The sequence below is a fragment of the Methanobacterium sp. genome (genome assembly GCF_038562635.1).
Lineage (GTDB): Archaea > Methanobacteriota > Methanobacteria > Methanobacteriales > Methanobacteriaceae > Methanobacterium_D.
In genome coordinates this window covers 1,781,494-1,798,604 of record NZ_JBCFBO010000001.1, presented here as the reverse complement: position 1 = coordinate 1,798,604, position 17,111 = coordinate 1,781,494, and the positions used below count along the sequence as shown (strand labels likewise).

Annotated in this window: 16 protein-coding genes; 12 read left to right on the top strand and 4 right to left on the bottom strand. The window is 34.6% G+C overall.

All coding sequences use genetic code 11. From position 1 onward, the window contains the following. Window positions 1-44: 44 nt before the first annotated feature. Window positions 45-731 carry an HAD family hydrolase gene (locus AAGU07_RS08670; RefSeq protein ID WP_342458710.1) on the top strand — a complete coding sequence of 229 codons (687 nt, stop codon included), beginning with the start codon at window positions 45-47 and terminating at the stop codon, window positions 729-731. Between the two features lie 219 nt (window positions 732-950). Next, a complete protein-coding gene (locus AAGU07_RS08665; protein WP_342458709.1) occupies window positions 951-2,561 on the top strand; it encodes a metallophosphoesterase in 1,611 nt (536 codons plus the stop codon). A gap of 10 nt (window positions 2,562-2,571) precedes the next feature. On the opposite strand, the gene AAGU07_RS08660 is transcribed toward AAGU07_RS08665, so the two are convergent. Continuing rightward, complete coding sequence (locus AAGU07_RS08660) at window positions 2,572-3,342, bottom strand: V4R domain-containing protein (RefSeq protein ID WP_342458708.1); 771 nt, start codon at window positions 3,340-3,342, stop codon at window positions 2,572-2,574. 332 nt (window positions 3,343-3,674) lie between these two features. On the opposite strand from AAGU07_RS08660, the gene hcp reads away from it, so the two are divergent. The 4 genes from hcp (at window position 3,675) to tes (ending at window position 8,375) form a co-directional block, all read left to right on the top strand. Next, a complete protein-coding gene (gene hcp / locus AAGU07_RS08655; RefSeq protein WP_342459362.1) occupies window positions 3,675-4,961 on the top strand; it encodes a hydroxylamine reductase in 1,287 nt (428 codons plus the stop codon). A gap of 335 nt (window positions 4,962-5,296) precedes the next feature. Then, the gene (locus AAGU07_RS08650; RefSeq protein ID WP_342458707.1) at window positions 5,297-5,905 is read left to right on the top strand and encodes a rubredoxin; all 609 of its coding nucleotides are present in this window, start codon (window positions 5,297-5,299) and stop codon (window positions 5,903-5,905) included. 227 nt (window positions 5,906-6,132) lie between these two features. After that, a complete protein-coding gene (locus tag AAGU07_RS08645) occupies window positions 6,133-6,759 on the top strand; it encodes a TetR/AcrR family transcriptional regulator (RefSeq protein ID WP_342458706.1) in 627 nt (208 codons plus the stop codon). 125 nt (window positions 6,760-6,884) lie between these two features. Further along, window positions 6,885-8,375 (top strand): tetraether lipid synthase Tes, encoded by a 1,491-nt coding sequence (gene tes, locus AAGU07_RS08640; protein ID WP_342458705.1) that lies wholly within the window; start codon window positions 6,885-6,887, stop codon window positions 8,373-8,375. Window positions 8,376-8,456: 81 nt separating this feature from the next. Here the strand turns inward: tes and AAGU07_RS08635 are convergent, their stop codons facing one another. Next, window positions 8,457-9,818 carry an FAD-dependent oxidoreductase gene (locus tag AAGU07_RS08635; RefSeq protein ID WP_342458704.1) on the bottom strand — a complete coding sequence of 454 codons (1,362 nt, stop codon included), beginning with the start codon at window positions 9,816-9,818 and terminating at the stop codon, window positions 8,457-8,459. Between the two features lie 163 nt (window positions 9,819-9,981). On the opposite strand from AAGU07_RS08635, the gene arsM reads away from it, so the two are divergent. The 5 genes from arsM to AAGU07_RS08610 all read left to right on the top strand — a co-directional run bounded on the left by arsM (window position 9,982) and on the right by AAGU07_RS08610 (window position 13,149). Then, window positions 9,982-10,737 carry an arsenite methyltransferase gene (gene arsM / locus AAGU07_RS08630; protein ID WP_342458703.1) on the top strand — a complete coding sequence of 252 codons (756 nt, stop codon included), beginning with the start codon at window positions 9,982-9,984 and terminating at the stop codon, window positions 10,735-10,737. Between the two features lie 29 nt (window positions 10,738-10,766). Beyond that, window positions 10,767-11,747, top strand: coding sequence for a permease (locus AAGU07_RS08625; RefSeq protein ID WP_342458702.1), 981 nt, complete (start codon window positions 10,767-10,769; stop codon window positions 11,745-11,747). Window positions 11,748-11,790: 43 nt separating this feature from the next. After that, the gene (locus AAGU07_RS08620) at window positions 11,791-12,030 is read left to right on the top strand and encodes a thioredoxin family protein (RefSeq protein ID WP_342458701.1); all 240 of its coding nucleotides are present in this window, start codon (window positions 11,791-11,793) and stop codon (window positions 12,028-12,030) included. A gap of 64 nt (window positions 12,031-12,094) precedes the next feature. After that, window positions 12,095-12,445, top strand: coding sequence for a metalloregulator ArsR/SmtB family transcription factor (locus tag AAGU07_RS08615; RefSeq protein WP_342458700.1), 351 nt, complete (start codon window positions 12,095-12,097; stop codon window positions 12,443-12,445). 38 nt (window positions 12,446-12,483) lie between these two features. After that, window positions 12,484-13,149, top strand: a complete 666-nt coding sequence (locus tag AAGU07_RS08610) for a DUF166 domain-containing protein (RefSeq protein WP_342458699.1) — start codon at window positions 12,484-12,486, stop codon at window positions 13,147-13,149. Between the two features lie 39 nt (window positions 13,150-13,188). Here AAGU07_RS08610 and AAGU07_RS08605 read toward each other — a convergent pair whose 3' ends face one another. Both AAGU07_RS08605 and glp read right to left on the bottom strand, forming a co-directional pair. Beyond that, window positions 13,189-14,382, bottom strand: coding sequence for a site-2 protease family protein (locus tag AAGU07_RS08605; RefSeq protein WP_342458698.1), 1,194 nt, complete (start codon window positions 14,380-14,382; stop codon window positions 13,189-13,191). A 111-nt stretch (window positions 14,383-14,493) separates the two neighbouring features. Further along, window positions 14,494-15,708 carry a gephyrin-like molybdotransferase Glp gene (glp, locus tag AAGU07_RS08600; protein ID WP_342458697.1) on the bottom strand — a complete coding sequence of 405 codons (1,215 nt, stop codon included), beginning with the start codon at window positions 15,706-15,708 and terminating at the stop codon, window positions 14,494-14,496. Between the two features lie 599 nt (window positions 15,709-16,307). On the opposite strand from glp, the gene AAGU07_RS08595 reads away from it, so the two are divergent. Continuing rightward, window positions 16,308-16,937 carry a hypothetical protein gene (locus tag AAGU07_RS08595; protein WP_069583971.1) on the top strand — a complete coding sequence of 210 codons (630 nt, stop codon included), beginning with the start codon at window positions 16,308-16,310 and terminating at the stop codon, window positions 16,935-16,937. Window positions 16,938-17,111: the final 174 nt, after the last annotated feature.

Below are 17,111 nucleotides of genomic sequence, written 5' to 3'. Positions count from 1 at the left end.
AATTATAATTCATCTCAAAAGTTAAAAAATTATAGATGGTAACAATGGTTCAAAATAATATTTTAATGCTGTTTGATATCGATGGAACATTAGTTCAGGGAGCGGAATGTCATTATAAAGCTTATATAGAAGGTGTTAAGAAATTTTACGGCATGGAAGATTATGTACACAGTGTAAACGCCGCAGGTAAAAGTGATAAACTAATTTTACAGGAAATATTAACATTAGGGGGATTAACTACAGCAGAAATCCAGAAAGATTTCCAAAACTGTTTGGATTTCATGGCTGATTACTACCTGAAAAATGTACAGTGTGAAGATATACATGTATTTGAGGGAACTGTTGAACTTTTAGAGGAGCTCCAGCGCAAAAATGTGCTTTTAGGATTAGTAACAGGAAATTTAGAGCCTATAGCCCACGCTAAACTAGGAAGGGCAGGTCTTGATAGTTACTTCTCATTTGGAGGTTTTGGAAGCGACAACGCTGACCGTTCATTAATGGTTAAAAAAGCTTTAAACATTGCAAAAAACCAGTTTGGATTTAAGGGGGATAAAATTTTTGTCGTGGGAGATACTCCTCGTGATGTAGAAGCAGCTCAAGCATATAACCTTAAAACTATAGCAGTGGCTACTGGAATGTACAGTGTTAAAGAATTAGTGGATTGTGGGGCAGATTACGTTGTAGAAAACTTTAAAAACACGGATAAAATCATGGAAATTCTTTATAAATGATATAATTAACTCTTTTAATTTGTAAATCATTTTATTAAGCGTTATTTTTCTTAATCGGTTTATGCTCCTTTTATTAAATAAATTATAATCTTATTTTTTGGAGATGTATAAAAAGAAATGTTTAAATGGAAGCTTGAGAATTTATATTTGTCTATAAAATTAATTTAATTAATAAAATAGTGTGCTTAGGTTTACACCTTAACTTAGGAGGTTAGTCCTTTGAATTCTAAAGAAATAGTTAAACTACTGCTAAATGTAGAAACAGAGATTCCTTTATCAGATAAAATAGAAGATCCATCTATCATTGGCCCTACATGGAAATTAAATATAGTATTCAGCGAGAATTTAGATATGGATACAGTTTCAGATGGAATAAAACTTTATAAAGTTAAATCTAATGGGAAAGAGATAGAAGAAGATATTATAGTAGGTTCTGATGAAAATTCATCATCTGTTCTTTATATCAGTAAATCTGACAATACAAACTTTACTGAAGGGGAAGAGTATAAACTTCACATAAAGGGCGGAGTAAAATCTGTAAGTGGAACATCTTTAAAAGAAGAATTTACAAATTACTTTGCTGTAGATTACTCATTTAATCTGGATTCAAAGGGCATTTTGGATTTAAACAATCAAAGAACGTTGATATTATGTATAAGTGATCTCCATTTAGGTGCAAACGACAGCTACGCTGAAATTAACAGAAACAGGGAGGCCCTGGTTAAGTTCTTAGATCAAGTTAGAACTTCACCAAATGTCAAAGAACTGGTTATAGCCGGTGATTTAATCGATGAATGGTTTATTCCGATGAATCTGGATACATTTAATGGAAAAACACAGCGGGACTTTGTAAAGGCAGTGGCTGTAAACAATAAACCTGTGATGGATGCCTTTAACCGTATAATAAAAGAAGGCATAATAAAGGTGACATATGTACCTGGAAATCATGATTTATTGATAAATTCCGAAGATATTCAAAGCATCATGCCGGGAATATTTGAAGCCCGTGATGTTAAAGGTTTGGGGGCATATACTCCTGGAGATTTCCCTGAAATAGTTGTTGAACATGGACATAGATATAATTTCTACTGTGCACCTGATTTTTCAAACAGATCTATAACTCAAACAGATTCCATACTGCCTCCGGGATATATCTTTACAAGGATGGCAACAAGTTCAGTTATTCAGGGGCGCCCTAAAAGAGATGATCCATTACCTGTTGTTAATAAAAATGAACTTGGAGAGGTTCAGTATCTTTATTTCCTTTACTGGAATGTCTGGAAAGGCCTTATTACAGATTTACCTGTAAAAGAAGGGCTCGATGAAAAGGTCATAAACACAAATATAGATGGATTTACTGGCTTTTATTCAATAAGCGATGTGTTACCATATCAGAATTTAGATAATGGTTATATCGATGTTAAATTACATAAGGGAGTTATTGAAGGTTGGGAGGAAAGGCAAACTAATAATTTAGTCCCTGTTAAAATACCTACATCAGAAGCAGTTTTGAAAGGAGCTTTGGCCAGTCATCTTGATGATCAATCATCTGTCCAGTATTTCAATAACCCTAATTCTGATAAGAGGATAGTTATATTTGGACATTCTCATGAGGCACGTGTCATAACATCCTTCAATGAAAAACAGGAAAAGAATGTCTATATAAATTCAGGTACCTGGATAGATAAAAATGAATGTACCATGACATTTGCTGTTATTATACCTCCAAAAAGTGAAGATTCAGCTCCTGCATACGCGGGTCTTTATCAATACTCTCAAAGTGGAGATATTAAAAAATTAGGTTCTGAAGTGCTCACAAATTTGAAATAGTCTTTATTGACTATTCATTTTTGTCTATAACAAAGCAGCAGTATTTATTGCCCATAGCATAGCATTTTGTTTCAGTAACGGCTCGTTTATCATTGTAATAAGATGAAAAAAGAGCTTCTAATATTCCTGCATCAAATGCACATGCAGGTCTTCCAAGGTAAGGCAAATGCCTGCATTCATAGCATTCGCTGACGTTAATTATTAAAGGTTCAAGATTTTTAACTTCAACATTACCTAGATAGTGGGTTTCCCAGAACTGGGCGATATTTCCGAGGAATTTGCTCATTTCGGGGTCAGCTACTCTTTCATATAGTGCTTTTCCTACTTTGATCCCTGCATCGTGAAGTATGGGGTCAATATTAATACCCTGGTTTATTAGGCCTACACGTATGGTCTTAAACATTAATCTGAAAAATTCGAACGGGTCTCCGTCGCTTAAAACATAGCTGGAGACGTAACTCTCTAAATCGTCTTCCTGTTTTTTATTTCGTGCCAATTCGCCGATATATTCTGATTTTATAAAAAATATCTTTTTACGTGCATCTTGAGGGTCAGGCTTTGAATCGATTATTCCCTCATCTACCAGTTTTTTGAGGTGTACTGATACAGTTGATTTGGCCTTTCCAGATGAAGCTACTATCTGATCAAAGCTTAATTCTCCTTTTCTAAGCATTGATAATATTTTAGACTTTACGGGACTATCTATGGCTCGTATACCCTTTGATGTTGCAAATAATCCGATTTGGGTATCGTGGGATTTTTTTTGATTCGTGTCTTTCATAAGATAGCCTCTCTTTAAGGTTTATATCTAGTTCTACTTTAGTCCTAGATAAAATGATATGTTTAAATATTAACTTTTTTGATAATCATATTTTTTTGAATAAGATAACTTTTCTTGTTTACAAAGTATGTTGGTGTTCTTTATATACTTTGTTCGTGCACTATGAAACAAAACCGAAAATTATATATGCTATTGTTCGTAGATAATGAAACATTCGTATGCAGACGAACACAGTAAGATGGAGGAAAAACATGAAATTTGAACTATTTGGTAGGAAAAGTTCTGAATCATCAGGAGGCGGAAGTTGTCCACCTGTAAAAGAAGACTTAGATATGCTTTGTTATCAGTGCTCTCAAACTGCTAGAGGAACTGGTTGTACAGTAAAAGGTGTTTGTGGAAAGGGAGCAACAGTTGCAAGACTTCAAGACAATCTATTGTTTTCAATTAAAGGTATATCTGCATATCTTTACCACGCAAGAGAATTGGGATATACCGATCCAGAAGTAGATGGATTTTTAGAAAGAGGATTTTACTCTACACTAACAAATGTTAACCAGGATACAGGAGAATTTGTAAAACTTGCTCTTGAATCAGGGGAAATGAACATAAAAACAATGCAGCTTTTAAAGAAAGCTCTTATAGAAAAATACGGCGAACCTGAACCAACAGAAGTAAAAACTGGAACTGTAAAAGGTCATGGTATCGTTGCTACGGGTCACAGCCTTAAAGCATTATATGAACTGCTTAAACAAACAGAAGGGACAGGAATTAACGTTTACACACACTCAGAGCTTCTTCCTGCACATGGATATCCTGAATTTAAAAAATTCGACCATCTTGTCGGGCAACTTGGGGGACCATGGTTCGATCAGAGGAAAACATTTTCAAAGTACCCTGTCGCAATACTTGGAACATCGAACTGTGTATTAATACCAACAGATGAATATAAAGAAAGAATGTTCACATCAGGAGTTGCACAGTTACCTGGAGTCCCGCATATAGACGATTACGACTTTACCCCAGTAATTGAAAAAGCAAAATCTTTACCAGAACTTCCAGATGAACCTGGAGAAAAAGTATTTACAACAGGATTTGGAGCTTCCACAGTCCTTTCACTTGCCCCAAAAATTAAAGAATTAGTAGAAGCGGGAAAAATAAGGAGATTCTTTGTAGTTGGAGGATGTGATTCCCCAATGCCAAAAACAAGCTATTATAGAGAATTTGTCAAAAATTTACCTGAAGATACAGTTGTATTGACACTTGCATGCGGTAAATACAGGTACAATGACCTTCAGCTTGGTGATATTGAGGGAGTTCCAAGATTAATAGACCTTGGTCAATGTAACGATGCAATAGTTGGAATTGACATTGTAGCTGCACTTTCAGAATTATTTGGCCTGGAGATAAACGAGCTTCCACTCACATTTGTTTTAAGCTGGATGGAGCAGAAAGCCGTTGCAATCCTTTGGAGCTTGCTTGCACTTGGAATTAAAGGTATTTACCTTGGTCCAATTATACCTGCATGGGTAAATGAAGATATTCTAAATGTACTGGTCGAAAATTACGATATAAAACCAATTGGAGACCCAAAAGAAGATATTAAAGCAATTTTAGGATAGATGAGTAAAGTTCTCATTTCACGCCCTTGAAAATATACAATTTTCAAGGGTCTACTTTTTTTTTATTGTTGGGAATGTTTTATTAAGCATATTCTGTAATTAGTAGATTATTATTTGATTTGAGGCTATAATTTATGTTTTTATGGATTTTTAGATTATCTTCTCTGTATTACTCTTTAGCTGCTTTTAATTACGGTTTTAAGTTAGATAGCAACATTTATATGCATTATTTGTGTATAATATATAAATAGTTCGGGTAAAGCCAAACGATATATAAAAATTTTCTAAAGCTTAAAAATCTTAATCATGGTAAAAAAAGTTAATTGGATGATAAAATGAGATACAAGTGTGATATATGCAGTTATATTTACGATTCAAGTAGTGGAGACCCTGAAAATGGAATTGAAGCAGGTACCGATTTAAAAGATCTTCCTGCAGACTGGGTTTGCCCAATATGCGGTATAGAAAAGGATCAGTTTTTCCCCCTTGAAGATGAAAAGATAGGATCCGAAGGGGAAGGTCCAATGGCTCTTATGATACTGGCTTTAACACACGGCCTCTGGACAATATCTGGGAGGGGATCTTACTCTGTAACTAGAGAAATAGGCCGTACGTTTACCAATGAATTGAAAAAAGACGGTGTTGAGTTTACAAATGGAGAATCTGCTTTTCAATCTGTAAAAGAATATTTCATTAAACATAAATTTGCAAGAGATATGGAATATGAGGTTAGGGATGGAGAAGCCGAACTTGAAATAAAAAATTGCCGTTTCTTTGGATTGTGTAAGCAGCTTGAAAAACAAGGAGTCTTAATAACAACATGTCCTTATACCAATACTTCAGCAATGGCACTTGAAGAGGCTACAGGTTACAGGTATAGAATCAGTAAAGAACAAAAAGGATATGGTCATAAGATACATTTGAAAAAGGTTTCAAAAGTTTAAGAAAAGGAAAGTATTTAAATTTTTATAAAATTTAAGAAAATTCCTCAAAATTAAACTATTTTTATTTTAAACAATTTTAATTCTGTAGACTGCATAGTCTAGACCATCAGGTTTATATATTATATTTGCAATACACTTAAAACCAGTATATATTGAGAGTGTATGTATTGAAGATTAAAAGGATATACTGCTTTCATTTATAGGCCATCTGATGGAGGATAAATTAAATGGAACAAAAGTCATTTAAAAGAAAAAATGAACTTATTGAGGCGGCTTTAGATGAATTTACAGCGAAAAATTACGAAAATGCTTCCTTAAATATTATCCTTAAAAATGCAGGTATCAGCAAAGGTACCTTTTACTATCACTTTCAAGATAAACAGGCTTTTTACGTGTTTTTACTTCAATCTGCCCATAAAGCTGAGTGCAAATTCATAAATGACCGTATGAAAGGATGTATTGATGATCTTAAAGGAAAAGATATCTTTGAAAGATTTAAAGTGCAGGTCCAGATAGCTTATGAGTTTGCAGTTGCATTTCCCAAGTATTTTAAACTGGGTATAATGTTCCGGAAGGAAAGGGAAAGTGAAATTTACGAATATGCGAAAAATATCCTTGAGAGAAATAAGGAAGCATGGCTTGAGGAAAGAATCAAAAAAGCTATTAAAGATGGAGATTTTAATAATAGATTTTCTGAGGATTTCATCCTAAAAATATTGAACTATATGGTATTCCATTTTAACGAAATGTTTGATGAAGAAGAAGACTATAAAATGGAAAAAGTGCTTGAAAATTCAAGTAGTCTTGTAGATTTTTTAAAATATGGATTTGGCAATAATAAAATACGTTATTGAAATAGGTTGTACTACCTAAGAGGTGAAACGTAAAAGGGGATTTAACACGCTTCAAAAGGGATACAATTTATCATAATTATTTAATTTTAATTTTTAAAGTCCAATTGGATGCTGGAGGTATTATAATGGTTATAAAAAAGACTAAGAGTTTATGTCCGGAATGTCTTCAAATTATTGATGCTGAAGTTGATGAAGGTGAAGACCGGGTTAAGATAATAAAAGAATGCGACGAGCATGGAAAGTTTGAAAATACATACTGGAGCAGCGATGAACTTTATAAAAACGCGGCGGAGTATGATCATAAAGGGGAAGGAATTGAAAATCCTCAAACTGCTTTAAATGGTGAATGCCCTTCAAATTGTGGATTATGCCATGAACATGAAAGCCACACTATTCTGGGTCTTATCGATGTTACAAACAGGTGTAATATGAAATGTCCCGTATGTTTTGCAAATGCCGCTGTTTCAAAAAGTCTCTATGAACCGACATATGAAGAGATAAGGGGTATGCTTCAGAATTTAAGGAATAATCAGCCTGTTTCAACTCCTGCAATACAGTATGCTGGAGGGGAACCAACCGTCAGGAAAGATATAGTTGATCTAGTTAAGCTTGCCAAGGAGGAAGGTTTTACACATACTCAGATAGCTACAAATGGTATAAAGCTTGCGAAAAATCCAAACCTTGCAAGAGAGCTTAAAGAAGCAGGATTAAACACTGTTTACCTGCAATTTGATGGAGTTACAGAGGAGCCATACCTCAAAATAAGGAACAGAGATTTACTTTCAACTAAATTAGAGGCAATTGAAAACTGTAGAAAAGTAGATTTAGGAATTGTTTTAGTTCCAACACTTATAAAGGGGATAAATGACCAGCAAGTAGGGGATATAATAAGATTTGCAATCGATAATATTGATATTATAAGGGGAATTAACTTCCAGCCTGTTTCATTTGCAGGTAGAACACCGGCAGATGAAGTAGAAGAACAGCGTGTAACAATCCCTGATTTTGAGAAATTAGTTGAGGAGCAGACTGAATCTAAAATTAAAGTAGAAGATTTTTACCCTGCATCATCTGTTGTCCCAATTTCTGAGTTTGTCGCGGCTATAGAAGGTAAAGAGCAGGTTACATTTACATGCCATCCTCATTGTGGTGCTGCTACTTATATTTTTATTGATGATGATAAAATTATTCCAGTTACACAGTTTATAGATGTAGATAGATTATTCGGCCTTTTAACAAAAAGTGCTGAAGATATTGAAAAAGGAGGATTAACTGGCAAAGCTAAAACTATAGCAAGGGCAACAGTTGGACTTCCCAAAACTATAGACACGTCAAAAGCACCAGAATCAGTTGATATAAAGAAAATATTGACCTCAGTATTTAAAGAAAGGTCCTATTCTGCACTTGGAGATTTTCATAAAAAGTCACTGCTTATTGCATGCATGCACTTCATGGATCCATGGAATTTTGATCAGGATAGAGTTAGAAGATGTGTAATACACTATGCAGTTCCAGACGGAAGAATTATACCTTTCTGCTCCATGAACACGCTTTACAGGCAGGAAATTGAGAAAAAATTCGCGGTTCCTTTTAAAAATGAGCAAGAAAGTGAATAAGTTTAGATAGCTTAATTGGATAATTAAGTTAATTATAATTTTTTTAGCGTTAAAAATTTAAATAAAAAAGTTTTAGGAGAACTAATCTTGTTCTTCCTTATTAACTGATTTTAATTTACTGCAAGCATCTTCTGCAGCCAGAATAATTGGATCTGTAACCATTGAAACTGGAGGGGCATAGGAAAATTCTGTAGTTGCAAGTTCAGAGCAGGTAACGCCCTTTATTATAGCGAGTGACATTATATCTACTCTTTCTGCAACTCTTTCTTCCCCAATCAGCTGACATCCAATAATCCGTCCTTTAAGATTATTTATAATTTTAACATCAATTCTTTTTGCCCCAGGATAATAACGGGCTTTGGTAAGAGCTCTAATTTTACCATATGTCGCATCTATTCCGTTTTGCCGTGCTGATGCAACTGTTAGGCCTACAGCACCAAATTCAAGTTCTCCAACTTTGGAGACATTGGAATTTAGGACTGGTTTAAATTCAGCAGTTATTCCTGCGATATTTTTGGCTGCGATTTTTCCCTGTCTTACAGCAGTTGTTCCTAACATGGATTGAGTGCTCTCTCCAGTTATCGCGTCGAATACTTCTACACAATCTCCAACTGCATATATGTTTGGTATGGATGTCTGCATCTTTTCATTGACCACTATTGCCCATTTTCCAAGTTCACACCCTGCCATTTCGGCTAATTTTGTTTTAGGCCGGACTCCAGTAGCCATTATGACCAGATCAGCGTCTATAACATTGTCTTCAAAGACAGCCCCTTCTACATGTTCATCGCCTATGATTTTGTCAATTCCCTGCCCTAAAATCACGTTTATGCCGTGTTTTTCCAGGTAATCCTGAACTATTGTTGCCATATCTGGATCCAGTGACCTTGGAATGATTTGAGGTAGCATCTCAGTCATTGTAACATTAAGGCCCTTTTGCCGGAGTGCATATGATACTTCTACACCTATTAAACTCGCCCCTATAATCACTGCATTTTGGCTTTTTTCAGCCCATTCATTGATTTTAAGACCGTCTTCAAGGGTCCTAAGCTTGAAAACACCATTTAGGTTAGTACCTTCAATTGGAGGGATGAATGAACTTGCCCCGGTTGCTATAATGAGATAGTCATAGGATAATTCATATTCTTCTGTTTTTTCGTTTATAAGACGGTATTTTATTTTATTTTCGCTGCTTGATATGTCAAAAACTTCTGCTTGAGTTATGATCTTTATGTTCTTTTCAAGGTAATCTTCTGCTTCATGCATAATGATATCCTTAAAATTCTCTACTTCCCCACCTAAAACATAGGGGATAGCACAAGGGGAATAAGCAATATGTTTCCCCATGGTAATTACAGTTATTTCCGCATCTTTATTGTATTTTCTTATGTTAGAGGCTGTTGAAAGCCCACCGGCTCCAGCACCTACTATTGCTATTTTCATTTATTTTTTCACCTTTCGGAATTAGACACTATGAATTTTGTAAGTTCAAAGTATATAAGCTTGAATTTTTGTTGTTTTTTATATGAAAAATCAATAATTTTATATTTAATATATCCATATATTTGGATATATAGAATTAAACTTATTTGAAATGGTGCATATAATGGACGAAAAAGAAATTAAGGAGTTTGTAAAGGGTAGATACTCAAAAATAGCGACAAAAGAAGAATCTTATTGTTCTTGCTGCTCTGGAGTTGATTTAACAATTGAACAGGCTAAAGCTGCAGGGTATACCATGGAAGATATTAAAAGTATACCTGAAGAAGCTGTTTTTGGGCTCGGATGCGGCAATCCTACTGCACTTGCAGATCTTAAAGAAGGAGAAACAGTATTGGATCTTGGATCTGGCGGGGGAATAGATGTTTTTCTTGCAGCAAACAAGGTTGGCGAATCGGGTAAAGTCATTGGAGTAGATATGACTGAAGAAATGGTAGAAACTGCCGTTAAAAATGCTGAAGAAGGTAAATATGAAAATGTTGAATTTAAACTGGGAGAAATAGAAAATTTACCCGTTAATGATGATTCTATAGATGTTATTATAAGTAATTGCGTAATTAACCTTACGCCTGATAAATTGGTAGCTTATAAAGAAGCTTTTAGGGTTTTAAGGCCGGGAGGGCATATTTTAGTATCAGATCTGGTGACAGAGGGAAATATTCCTGGAGAGATTAAACGCAGTTTTGACGCATGGTCTAACTGCATTGCAGGAGCTATGGAGAAAGGAGCTTATTTGGATACAATAAAAGAAGCAGGATTTAAAGATATCCAAACTGTGGAACAGCACTATTTCACAGAGCCAAACATGGACGAACGGCTGGTAGGAAAAATCACCAGTGTTCAAATTAAGGCAGTTAAATAATGAAACTTTAAAAAAAAGTTGGCGATAATTTGGCAGATATATTACAGGAAATGGTTAATTACCTTACATACACATTATTGGGCTTAAATCAGACTTCTTCATTGGGGAGCGCAGTCAATTTCTTTATATATGATACTATTAAGATATTGATCTTACTCGCTGTTTTAATATTTGTAATATCATTTTTCCGGAGTTATATTTCGCCTGTTAAGATAAGACAGATTGTCAGCGGGAAGAACGAGTATTTAGGCAACATACTGGCAGCTCTCCTAGGTACTATTACTCCATTTTGTTCATGTTCAGCGGTGCCTTTATTCATAGGTTTTGTAGAGGCGGGCATACCTCTGGGTGTAACATTTTCTTTTTTGATTTCATCACCAATGGTAAATGAAATAGCAGTTATTCTGCTTTTAGGAATGGTAGGGTGGGAAATAACTGGTTTATATATTCTTTCAGGGCTCATAATAGCTATAGCTGCAGGTATAATTATAGGAAGGCTTAAACTGGAAGGCGAAGTTGAAAGCTATGTTTATGAAATGCTGAAAAAAATGGAAGCTACGGGTAGTAATGTAACTGGATTAGAAAAAATGACACTAAAAGAACGTGCTCAATATGGTTGGGACTATATGGTCGACATTTTAAAGAGAGTCACTCCATATGTAATTATAGCAATAGGTATAGGTGCGCTAATACATGGATACGCTCCTGCTGAACTATTAGTCAAGTATGCTGGTCCAGGTAATCCTTTAGCAGTTCCTGTAGCTGTTCTTATTGGAGTTCCTTTATATTCTAATGCTGCAGGTATTATACCGTTAGTAGCAGTGTTTATTGAAAAAGGTATTCCTGTAGGTACTGCACTGGCATTTATGATGTCTGTTACGGCACTTTCTTTTCCTGAAATGATAATTTTAAGGAAAGTGTTGAAACCAAAGCTTCTGGCAGTGTTTGTTGGAATACTGGCAGTATCTATTATTTTGATAGGATACCTGTTTAATTTCATAATAGGTTAAAATCATTTTATGACAAAATTTAAACCGAGAAAGGTGATAAAAAATGAAAGTTCAAGTATACGGTACTGGATGCGCTAATTGTAAAGCACTGGAAAAGGCTGTAAAAAAAGCAGTAAAAGAATTAGATATGGATATAGAAATCGTTAAAATTCAAGATATGGATAAAATATTAGAAGCAGGCTTAATGTCCATGCCTGGATTCGCAGTTGAAGGTGAAATAAAATCAATGGGAAGACTTCCATCAGTAGATGAAATCAAGAAATGGATAAAAGAAAAAGCATGATTAAATTAACACATTTAAAGAGTGAAAAATATTCCGAAATTTGAGCTTTTTAACAGGGATAACTATGAAAACATGTGAAATTACCGGCAAGGGAAAACCCTGTAATGACCAGATAGAAAATTTAAAGGAAATTTTATCTAAAATTCCTTCTGATAAAACTTTTGAAGTCAGATCAGATCAATTTAAAGCAATTTCAGACCCGACCCGGCTTAAAATACTTTATTTATTGCAGGACGGGGAGCTGTGTGTTTGTGAAATAATTATGGCTCTTGAAAAGCCCCAATCAACTATTTCACATCATTTAAATGTACTTAAAAATGCAGGGTTTATCAAAGGACGTAAAGAGGGAGTATGGATACACTATAAACTTATTAATCCAGAAATTGTTGGTTTAATTGAAGATTTAGTAAAATAATTTGAATATATGTAAATGGGAACTAGGAGATTGAAAAGATGTTAAAAATTGCAATAGCTACAGATGGTCCGTATGGAGAACGTGCATATGAATATATAAGTAAAGAATTTGACGCGGATTTTGTTGAGCTTGAACCGCCTGTATCCATGTTCATGGATGAAATTGAGATTCCTGAGGATGCATTGAAACGGCTGGAAGGTGCAGATATACTGATAACTTATATTCTTCATCCGGATCTTGCTCTTGACCTTGTTGAAATGATCCATGATAATGTAGGGTGGGTAATTGTGGCTGCCTGGAGAGGGGAAGGGTTTAAAAATCAGCTTGAAAGATTGGGAAATGTTACATGCCCTGAAAACATGTGTGATCTTCAAGAAAATGGTAATCCTGTATTTGATGAGTTTGTATCCAAATTTGGAAGGCCAATTGTTAGGGTAAACTGCCAGGGAGACAAAATTGTTGATATAGAAGTTTTAAGGTCTTCTCCATGTGGATCAACGTATTTTGTAGCTGAAGAAATGATAGGGCAGGATTTAAAAGATTTACCTGTTAAAGCAGGCCTTAAATTGCAGCATTATCCTTGTAGGGCACCAAAAATGAGATTGTTCACTGATGATGAGTGTAAAAAGGAGATGGCAGCTAATTTCCATAAAGAGGCATTTGAAAAGGCTATAAGTAGGGTAGAGAAAACGGATAAGAATTAATTTATTAAAAAAAATAGTATTATGGCTTAATAAAGCCATTTATACAATTAATGACCCGAAAAGCACGCTAAATAAACCTACGACAAGTGCGAGTGAAATTATTGAAATAGTTTTTGTAATTTTATTTGCTAATTCGCTTGATGTTACATAATTTAAGAGCTCTTCTAACATTAATCCTCCGTCAAGAGGTTTTAAAGGAAGCAAGTTGAAAGTTCCAATTCCGAGGTTTAAAAAGCCTATCCAGTAGAATAACCAGTATAAACTGTACAGGAACCATGGTATTATATCTCCATATTTACTGGTAACATCTTGATTAACAGTCAAATGATTTTGTACAATTACTCCTAGATAAGCATGGTTTGTATTGTTAGAGTTTGCCATTGCCTTAAGTTTAAACGTACCTTGATTAGTCGTAATATTAACTTCTTCACCGGGCTTAACCTTAGTGTTTAGTATATCCGTAAATGTGCTTATATTTGTCGCTTCGTAGCCGTTAACATGAGTTATAACCATTCCGTTTTGCAAAACTCCATAAGCAGGAGTATTAGGCATTGTATTTTGGACTTCTACTCCTTGCGGATGGAAAGAAGGACCAACAAATGAAAATGCCAGCAGATTCATAAGTAATATGGCAACAGCTGCCACAGCAAGGTTAGATATAGATCCTGCGGCATAAATCCTGAGTTTTGCAGGTCGGGAAGCTTTATTAACTTCTTCCTCATCAGGTTCAACGAATGCACCTGGTAAAACGGCAAGTAATAGTAGTCCGATTGATTTGATTTTAATCCCTTCAGTCCTTGCCAGGATTCCATGTGCAAACTCATGAAAAACTATGACAGTTACAAGTGCAATTAATCCATATGTAAATGGTACGGTGAATGAAGATCCTGGAATGGCCAATCCTGGAATTGCAACACCTACACCTGCTGCTGCCGCTCCCCCTCCATGACCAATAACTATTCCGTATATTGCCATTATTAGTGTATATGCAAGTAGAATAAGCATTAGGAACATAAAAAATACAGCTATGGGTATTCCAATATTCATGCTCCATCGCCAGAATCGGGGACTCTTTTGAGCAATAGAGTCAATAAAATCCCTCAGTCGAGTAGTTCTCCTCATTAAAAGAGGGCCACTTACATCAATTTTTAGTTTGTCCTTAAATAAAAGGGCTAAAACCCATATAACAACAAATGCTATAGCATAAAGTTCTATTACATAATAAGGGTCCACATGATCACCTTTAAATCCACATAATAAATTATTATTTGTTAATATTTATTTATATCGTAATATTAATTATAAATTTTGTCAGTTTGAAAATTTAACTATGAATCTAATTAGTTATACCTTTAACGAATGGTAAAGTAAAACGTCGCATTCTTCGCCTTCGTTTATACCCTCAACATTTTCTTCTATCAAGATATAACAGTCGGATTCAACCATAGATCTTATAATTCCAGATCCATCTATTTTAAGGGGATGTACTAAATTGCCTTCTGTTTTTGCTCTAACATAATCTGTTCTGCCAAGTGTTGACGCAATCTTTCTAGATGCTGTTTTTTTAATGATTGAGAACTCTTTATGAATATTCTGCATTTTAAGAAGGTAATTGCGAGTGAAAATATCGAACTGCACCATTGAAGCTACAGGATATCCTGAAAGCATGAATATGGGGGTTTCATTTATTACTCCAAATCCAAAGGGCTTTCCAGGTCTTATAGCTGCTCCATGAATTAAAACTTCTCCCATTTTATCAACCACATCTACCACAACATCTCCTTTACTTATGGCAGTGCCTCCAGTGGTTATTATGGCATCATATGACTTTAAAAATATTTCAATTTGTTCTTTTACTTTTTGTGCATCGTCAACGCAATGGGTAACTTCTGGAACTGCAAGAGTACTTTCAACGAGTGCTTTTAGTGTATAATAATTTGAATTTATAATTTTAGCCCCTTTAATCTCTGATTTAGACATTACAAGTTCGTTTCCAGTAGTTATCACACCTATTTTGGGCTTTTTAAATACATTTACGGTATCATGGCCTGCAGACGTTATTATCCCAATATCTTGAGGTCTTAAGATTTCCCCTGATTTTAGGAGTTCATCACCTTTTTTAAAATCTTCTCCAAAGGGGGCAACATTTTCCCCTGGAAATAATGTTTTTGAAACTTCCAAATCATTGTTTTCTTCGTAGGTATACTCTTCCATGACAACTGCGTTTGCACCTTCTGGTATTGGTGCCCCAGTAGCGATTTTTATAGCTTCACCCTGCTTTAAAACTATTTTTGACGTATCGCCAGCACCTATTCTATCTACAACTTTTAAATATGCAGGACTGGTTTCAGAGGATCCGAATGTATCTTCAGCTTTTACTGCATAACCATCCATAGCAGATCGGTCAAAGGAGGGAGAATCTAAAAGTGCTTTTATATCTTCTGCAAGGACTCTATTATATGCTTCTTCAAGAGGAATCCTTTCAATATCAAGTTTAATTTCAATGTTGTCTATGATTTTTAGCGCATCCTTAACTGGTATCAATTCAGATATGAACATTTCAGTCTACTTCCGTAATTTGATTGTAATGGATTTTGAGTATAAAAAGTAGTTATGTATATGATTGTATGTAAGTTATAGTTTTATGGGGTTGGCTGTACTATAAATCGACTTTTGAAGGGCATTTTAAATAATAATATTTTCAATTAATCTGGAAAATATGAAATTTTGTATCATTTCTATTATAACATATATTTAATGGCTAATTCTGTAAATAGCATATTGTAGATTGTATTTTTGACATTTATATGCGTATAAGGATTATATGTATGAATGAACTTGATAGTAAATACTATACATAATTTGAGCGTGTAATTTAGATGTATAATAGCATCAATTAGTGACAATTTTTTCAAATGGGGTTTAATTAGAGCTAATTTAGTAAAAATACAAACTAAACGCGTTAATCTGTAATTCGACATTTAAATACACTTTAAAAGAGTCTTAAATCTAAAAAAGAGAGCTATAAAGGCTTTTTTTTGACAAAAAAACCAAAACATTTATATATGCTGTAAGTTGATTATTGTTTTGTCCAAGAAGTACTAAGTAGGTGTATTAATACTTTTGGACACGGAGGCGGTATAATTAAGCGACAATCTATGTATGCTTTGCTAATAGCAATAGCTATGGCAATAAGCATTTTGCCCTCTGCGGTGGGGGCATCGGACCAAAGTGCATCGGATGATAATGCTCAAATTGGTCTAAACGAACACACAGACGTTTTGAAAGTGAATGCAGCGTCCAGTGTAAAAGTTAAAGTATGGTATAAGCACTGGTACAAACACTGGTATAAACATTGGTATAAATCCCACGGTAGATGGTACTATACATGGAAGTACACTTGGAAGTATACCTGGAAATATTATTATAAATACAAAACCAGTACAGTTAAAGCAGCATCAAGTTCCAGTAGTTCATCTTATACCTCAAGCGGTAAAGCAGATACATTCAGCGACCCAAAATTAAACTCAATTATGAAATCAGCTGCAGGATACGGCTACCGAAGTGGAGTTAGTACTGCTTCTGGCTTAGTTAAATACCATGCAGGTGATTGTTGGGCATACAGTGCATATTTAAACAATAAATTCAAAGCTGCAGGCTACAAATCAAGAGTAATTCAATACGCGACAAGTTATTCCAGCAGACACAGATCAGTTCAACTATACCAAAACGGAAAATGGAAAACAGTTCCTTACAGAGCTTATGGATATAATTATTTAATTGTATAATACATGCAGTTAAATCCATGATTCGTTAGGGCTGAGCTACGGTTTAAGAGGTGAAGATCGTTTTAAACCCTTTACCTCTTTTTAGATTTTAAGTATTTCTATTTTTAAATCAAAAAATAAATTACCAATTTTATCCATAATTTCTATTAATGATAATTAAATGATCATTAAATT

Bases quoted from the DNA above. Each gene is read 5' to 3' on its own strand.
- AAGU07_RS08670 (WP_342458710.1), top strand. From the start codon at position 45: ATGGTTCAAAATAATATTTTAATGCTGTTTGATATCGATGGAACATTA.
- AAGU07_RS08660 (WP_342458708.1), bottom strand. From the start codon at position 3,342: ATGAAAGACACGAATCAAAAAAAATCCCACGATACCCAAATCGGATTA.
- hcp (WP_342459362.1), top strand. From the start codon at position 3,675: ATGCTTTGTTATCAGTGCTCTCAAACTGCTAGAGGAACTGGTTGTACA.
- AAGU07_RS08650 (WP_342458707.1), top strand. From the start codon at position 5,297: ATGAGATACAAGTGTGATATATGCAGTTATATTTACGATTCAAGTAGT.
- AAGU07_RS08645 (WP_342458706.1), top strand. From the start codon at position 6,133: ATGGAACAAAAGTCATTTAAAAGAAAAAATGAACTTATTGAGGCGGCT.
- tes (WP_342458705.1), top strand. From the start codon at position 6,885: ATGGTTATAAAAAAGACTAAGAGTTTATGTCCGGAATGTCTTCAAATT.
- AAGU07_RS08635 (WP_342458704.1), bottom strand. From the start codon at position 9,818: ATGAAAATAGCAATAGTAGGTGCTGGAGCCGGTGGGCTTTCAACAGCC.
- arsM (WP_342458703.1), top strand. From the start codon at position 9,982: ATGGACGAAAAAGAAATTAAGGAGTTTGTAAAGGGTAGATACTCAAAA.
- AAGU07_RS08620 (WP_342458701.1), top strand. From the start codon at position 11,791: ATGAAAGTTCAAGTATACGGTACTGGATGCGCTAATTGTAAAGCACTG.
- AAGU07_RS08615 (WP_342458700.1), top strand. From the start codon at position 12,095: ATGAAAACATGTGAAATTACCGGCAAGGGAAAACCCTGTAATGACCAG.
- AAGU07_RS08610 (WP_342458699.1), top strand. From the start codon at position 12,484: ATGTTAAAAATTGCAATAGCTACAGATGGTCCGTATGGAGAACGTGCA.
- glp (WP_342458697.1), bottom strand. From the start codon at position 15,708: ATGTTCATATCTGAATTGATACCAGTTAAGGATGCGCTAAAAATCATA.
- AAGU07_RS08595 (WP_069583971.1), top strand. From the start codon at position 16,308: ATGTATGCTTTGCTAATAGCAATAGCTATGGCAATAAGCATTTTGCCC.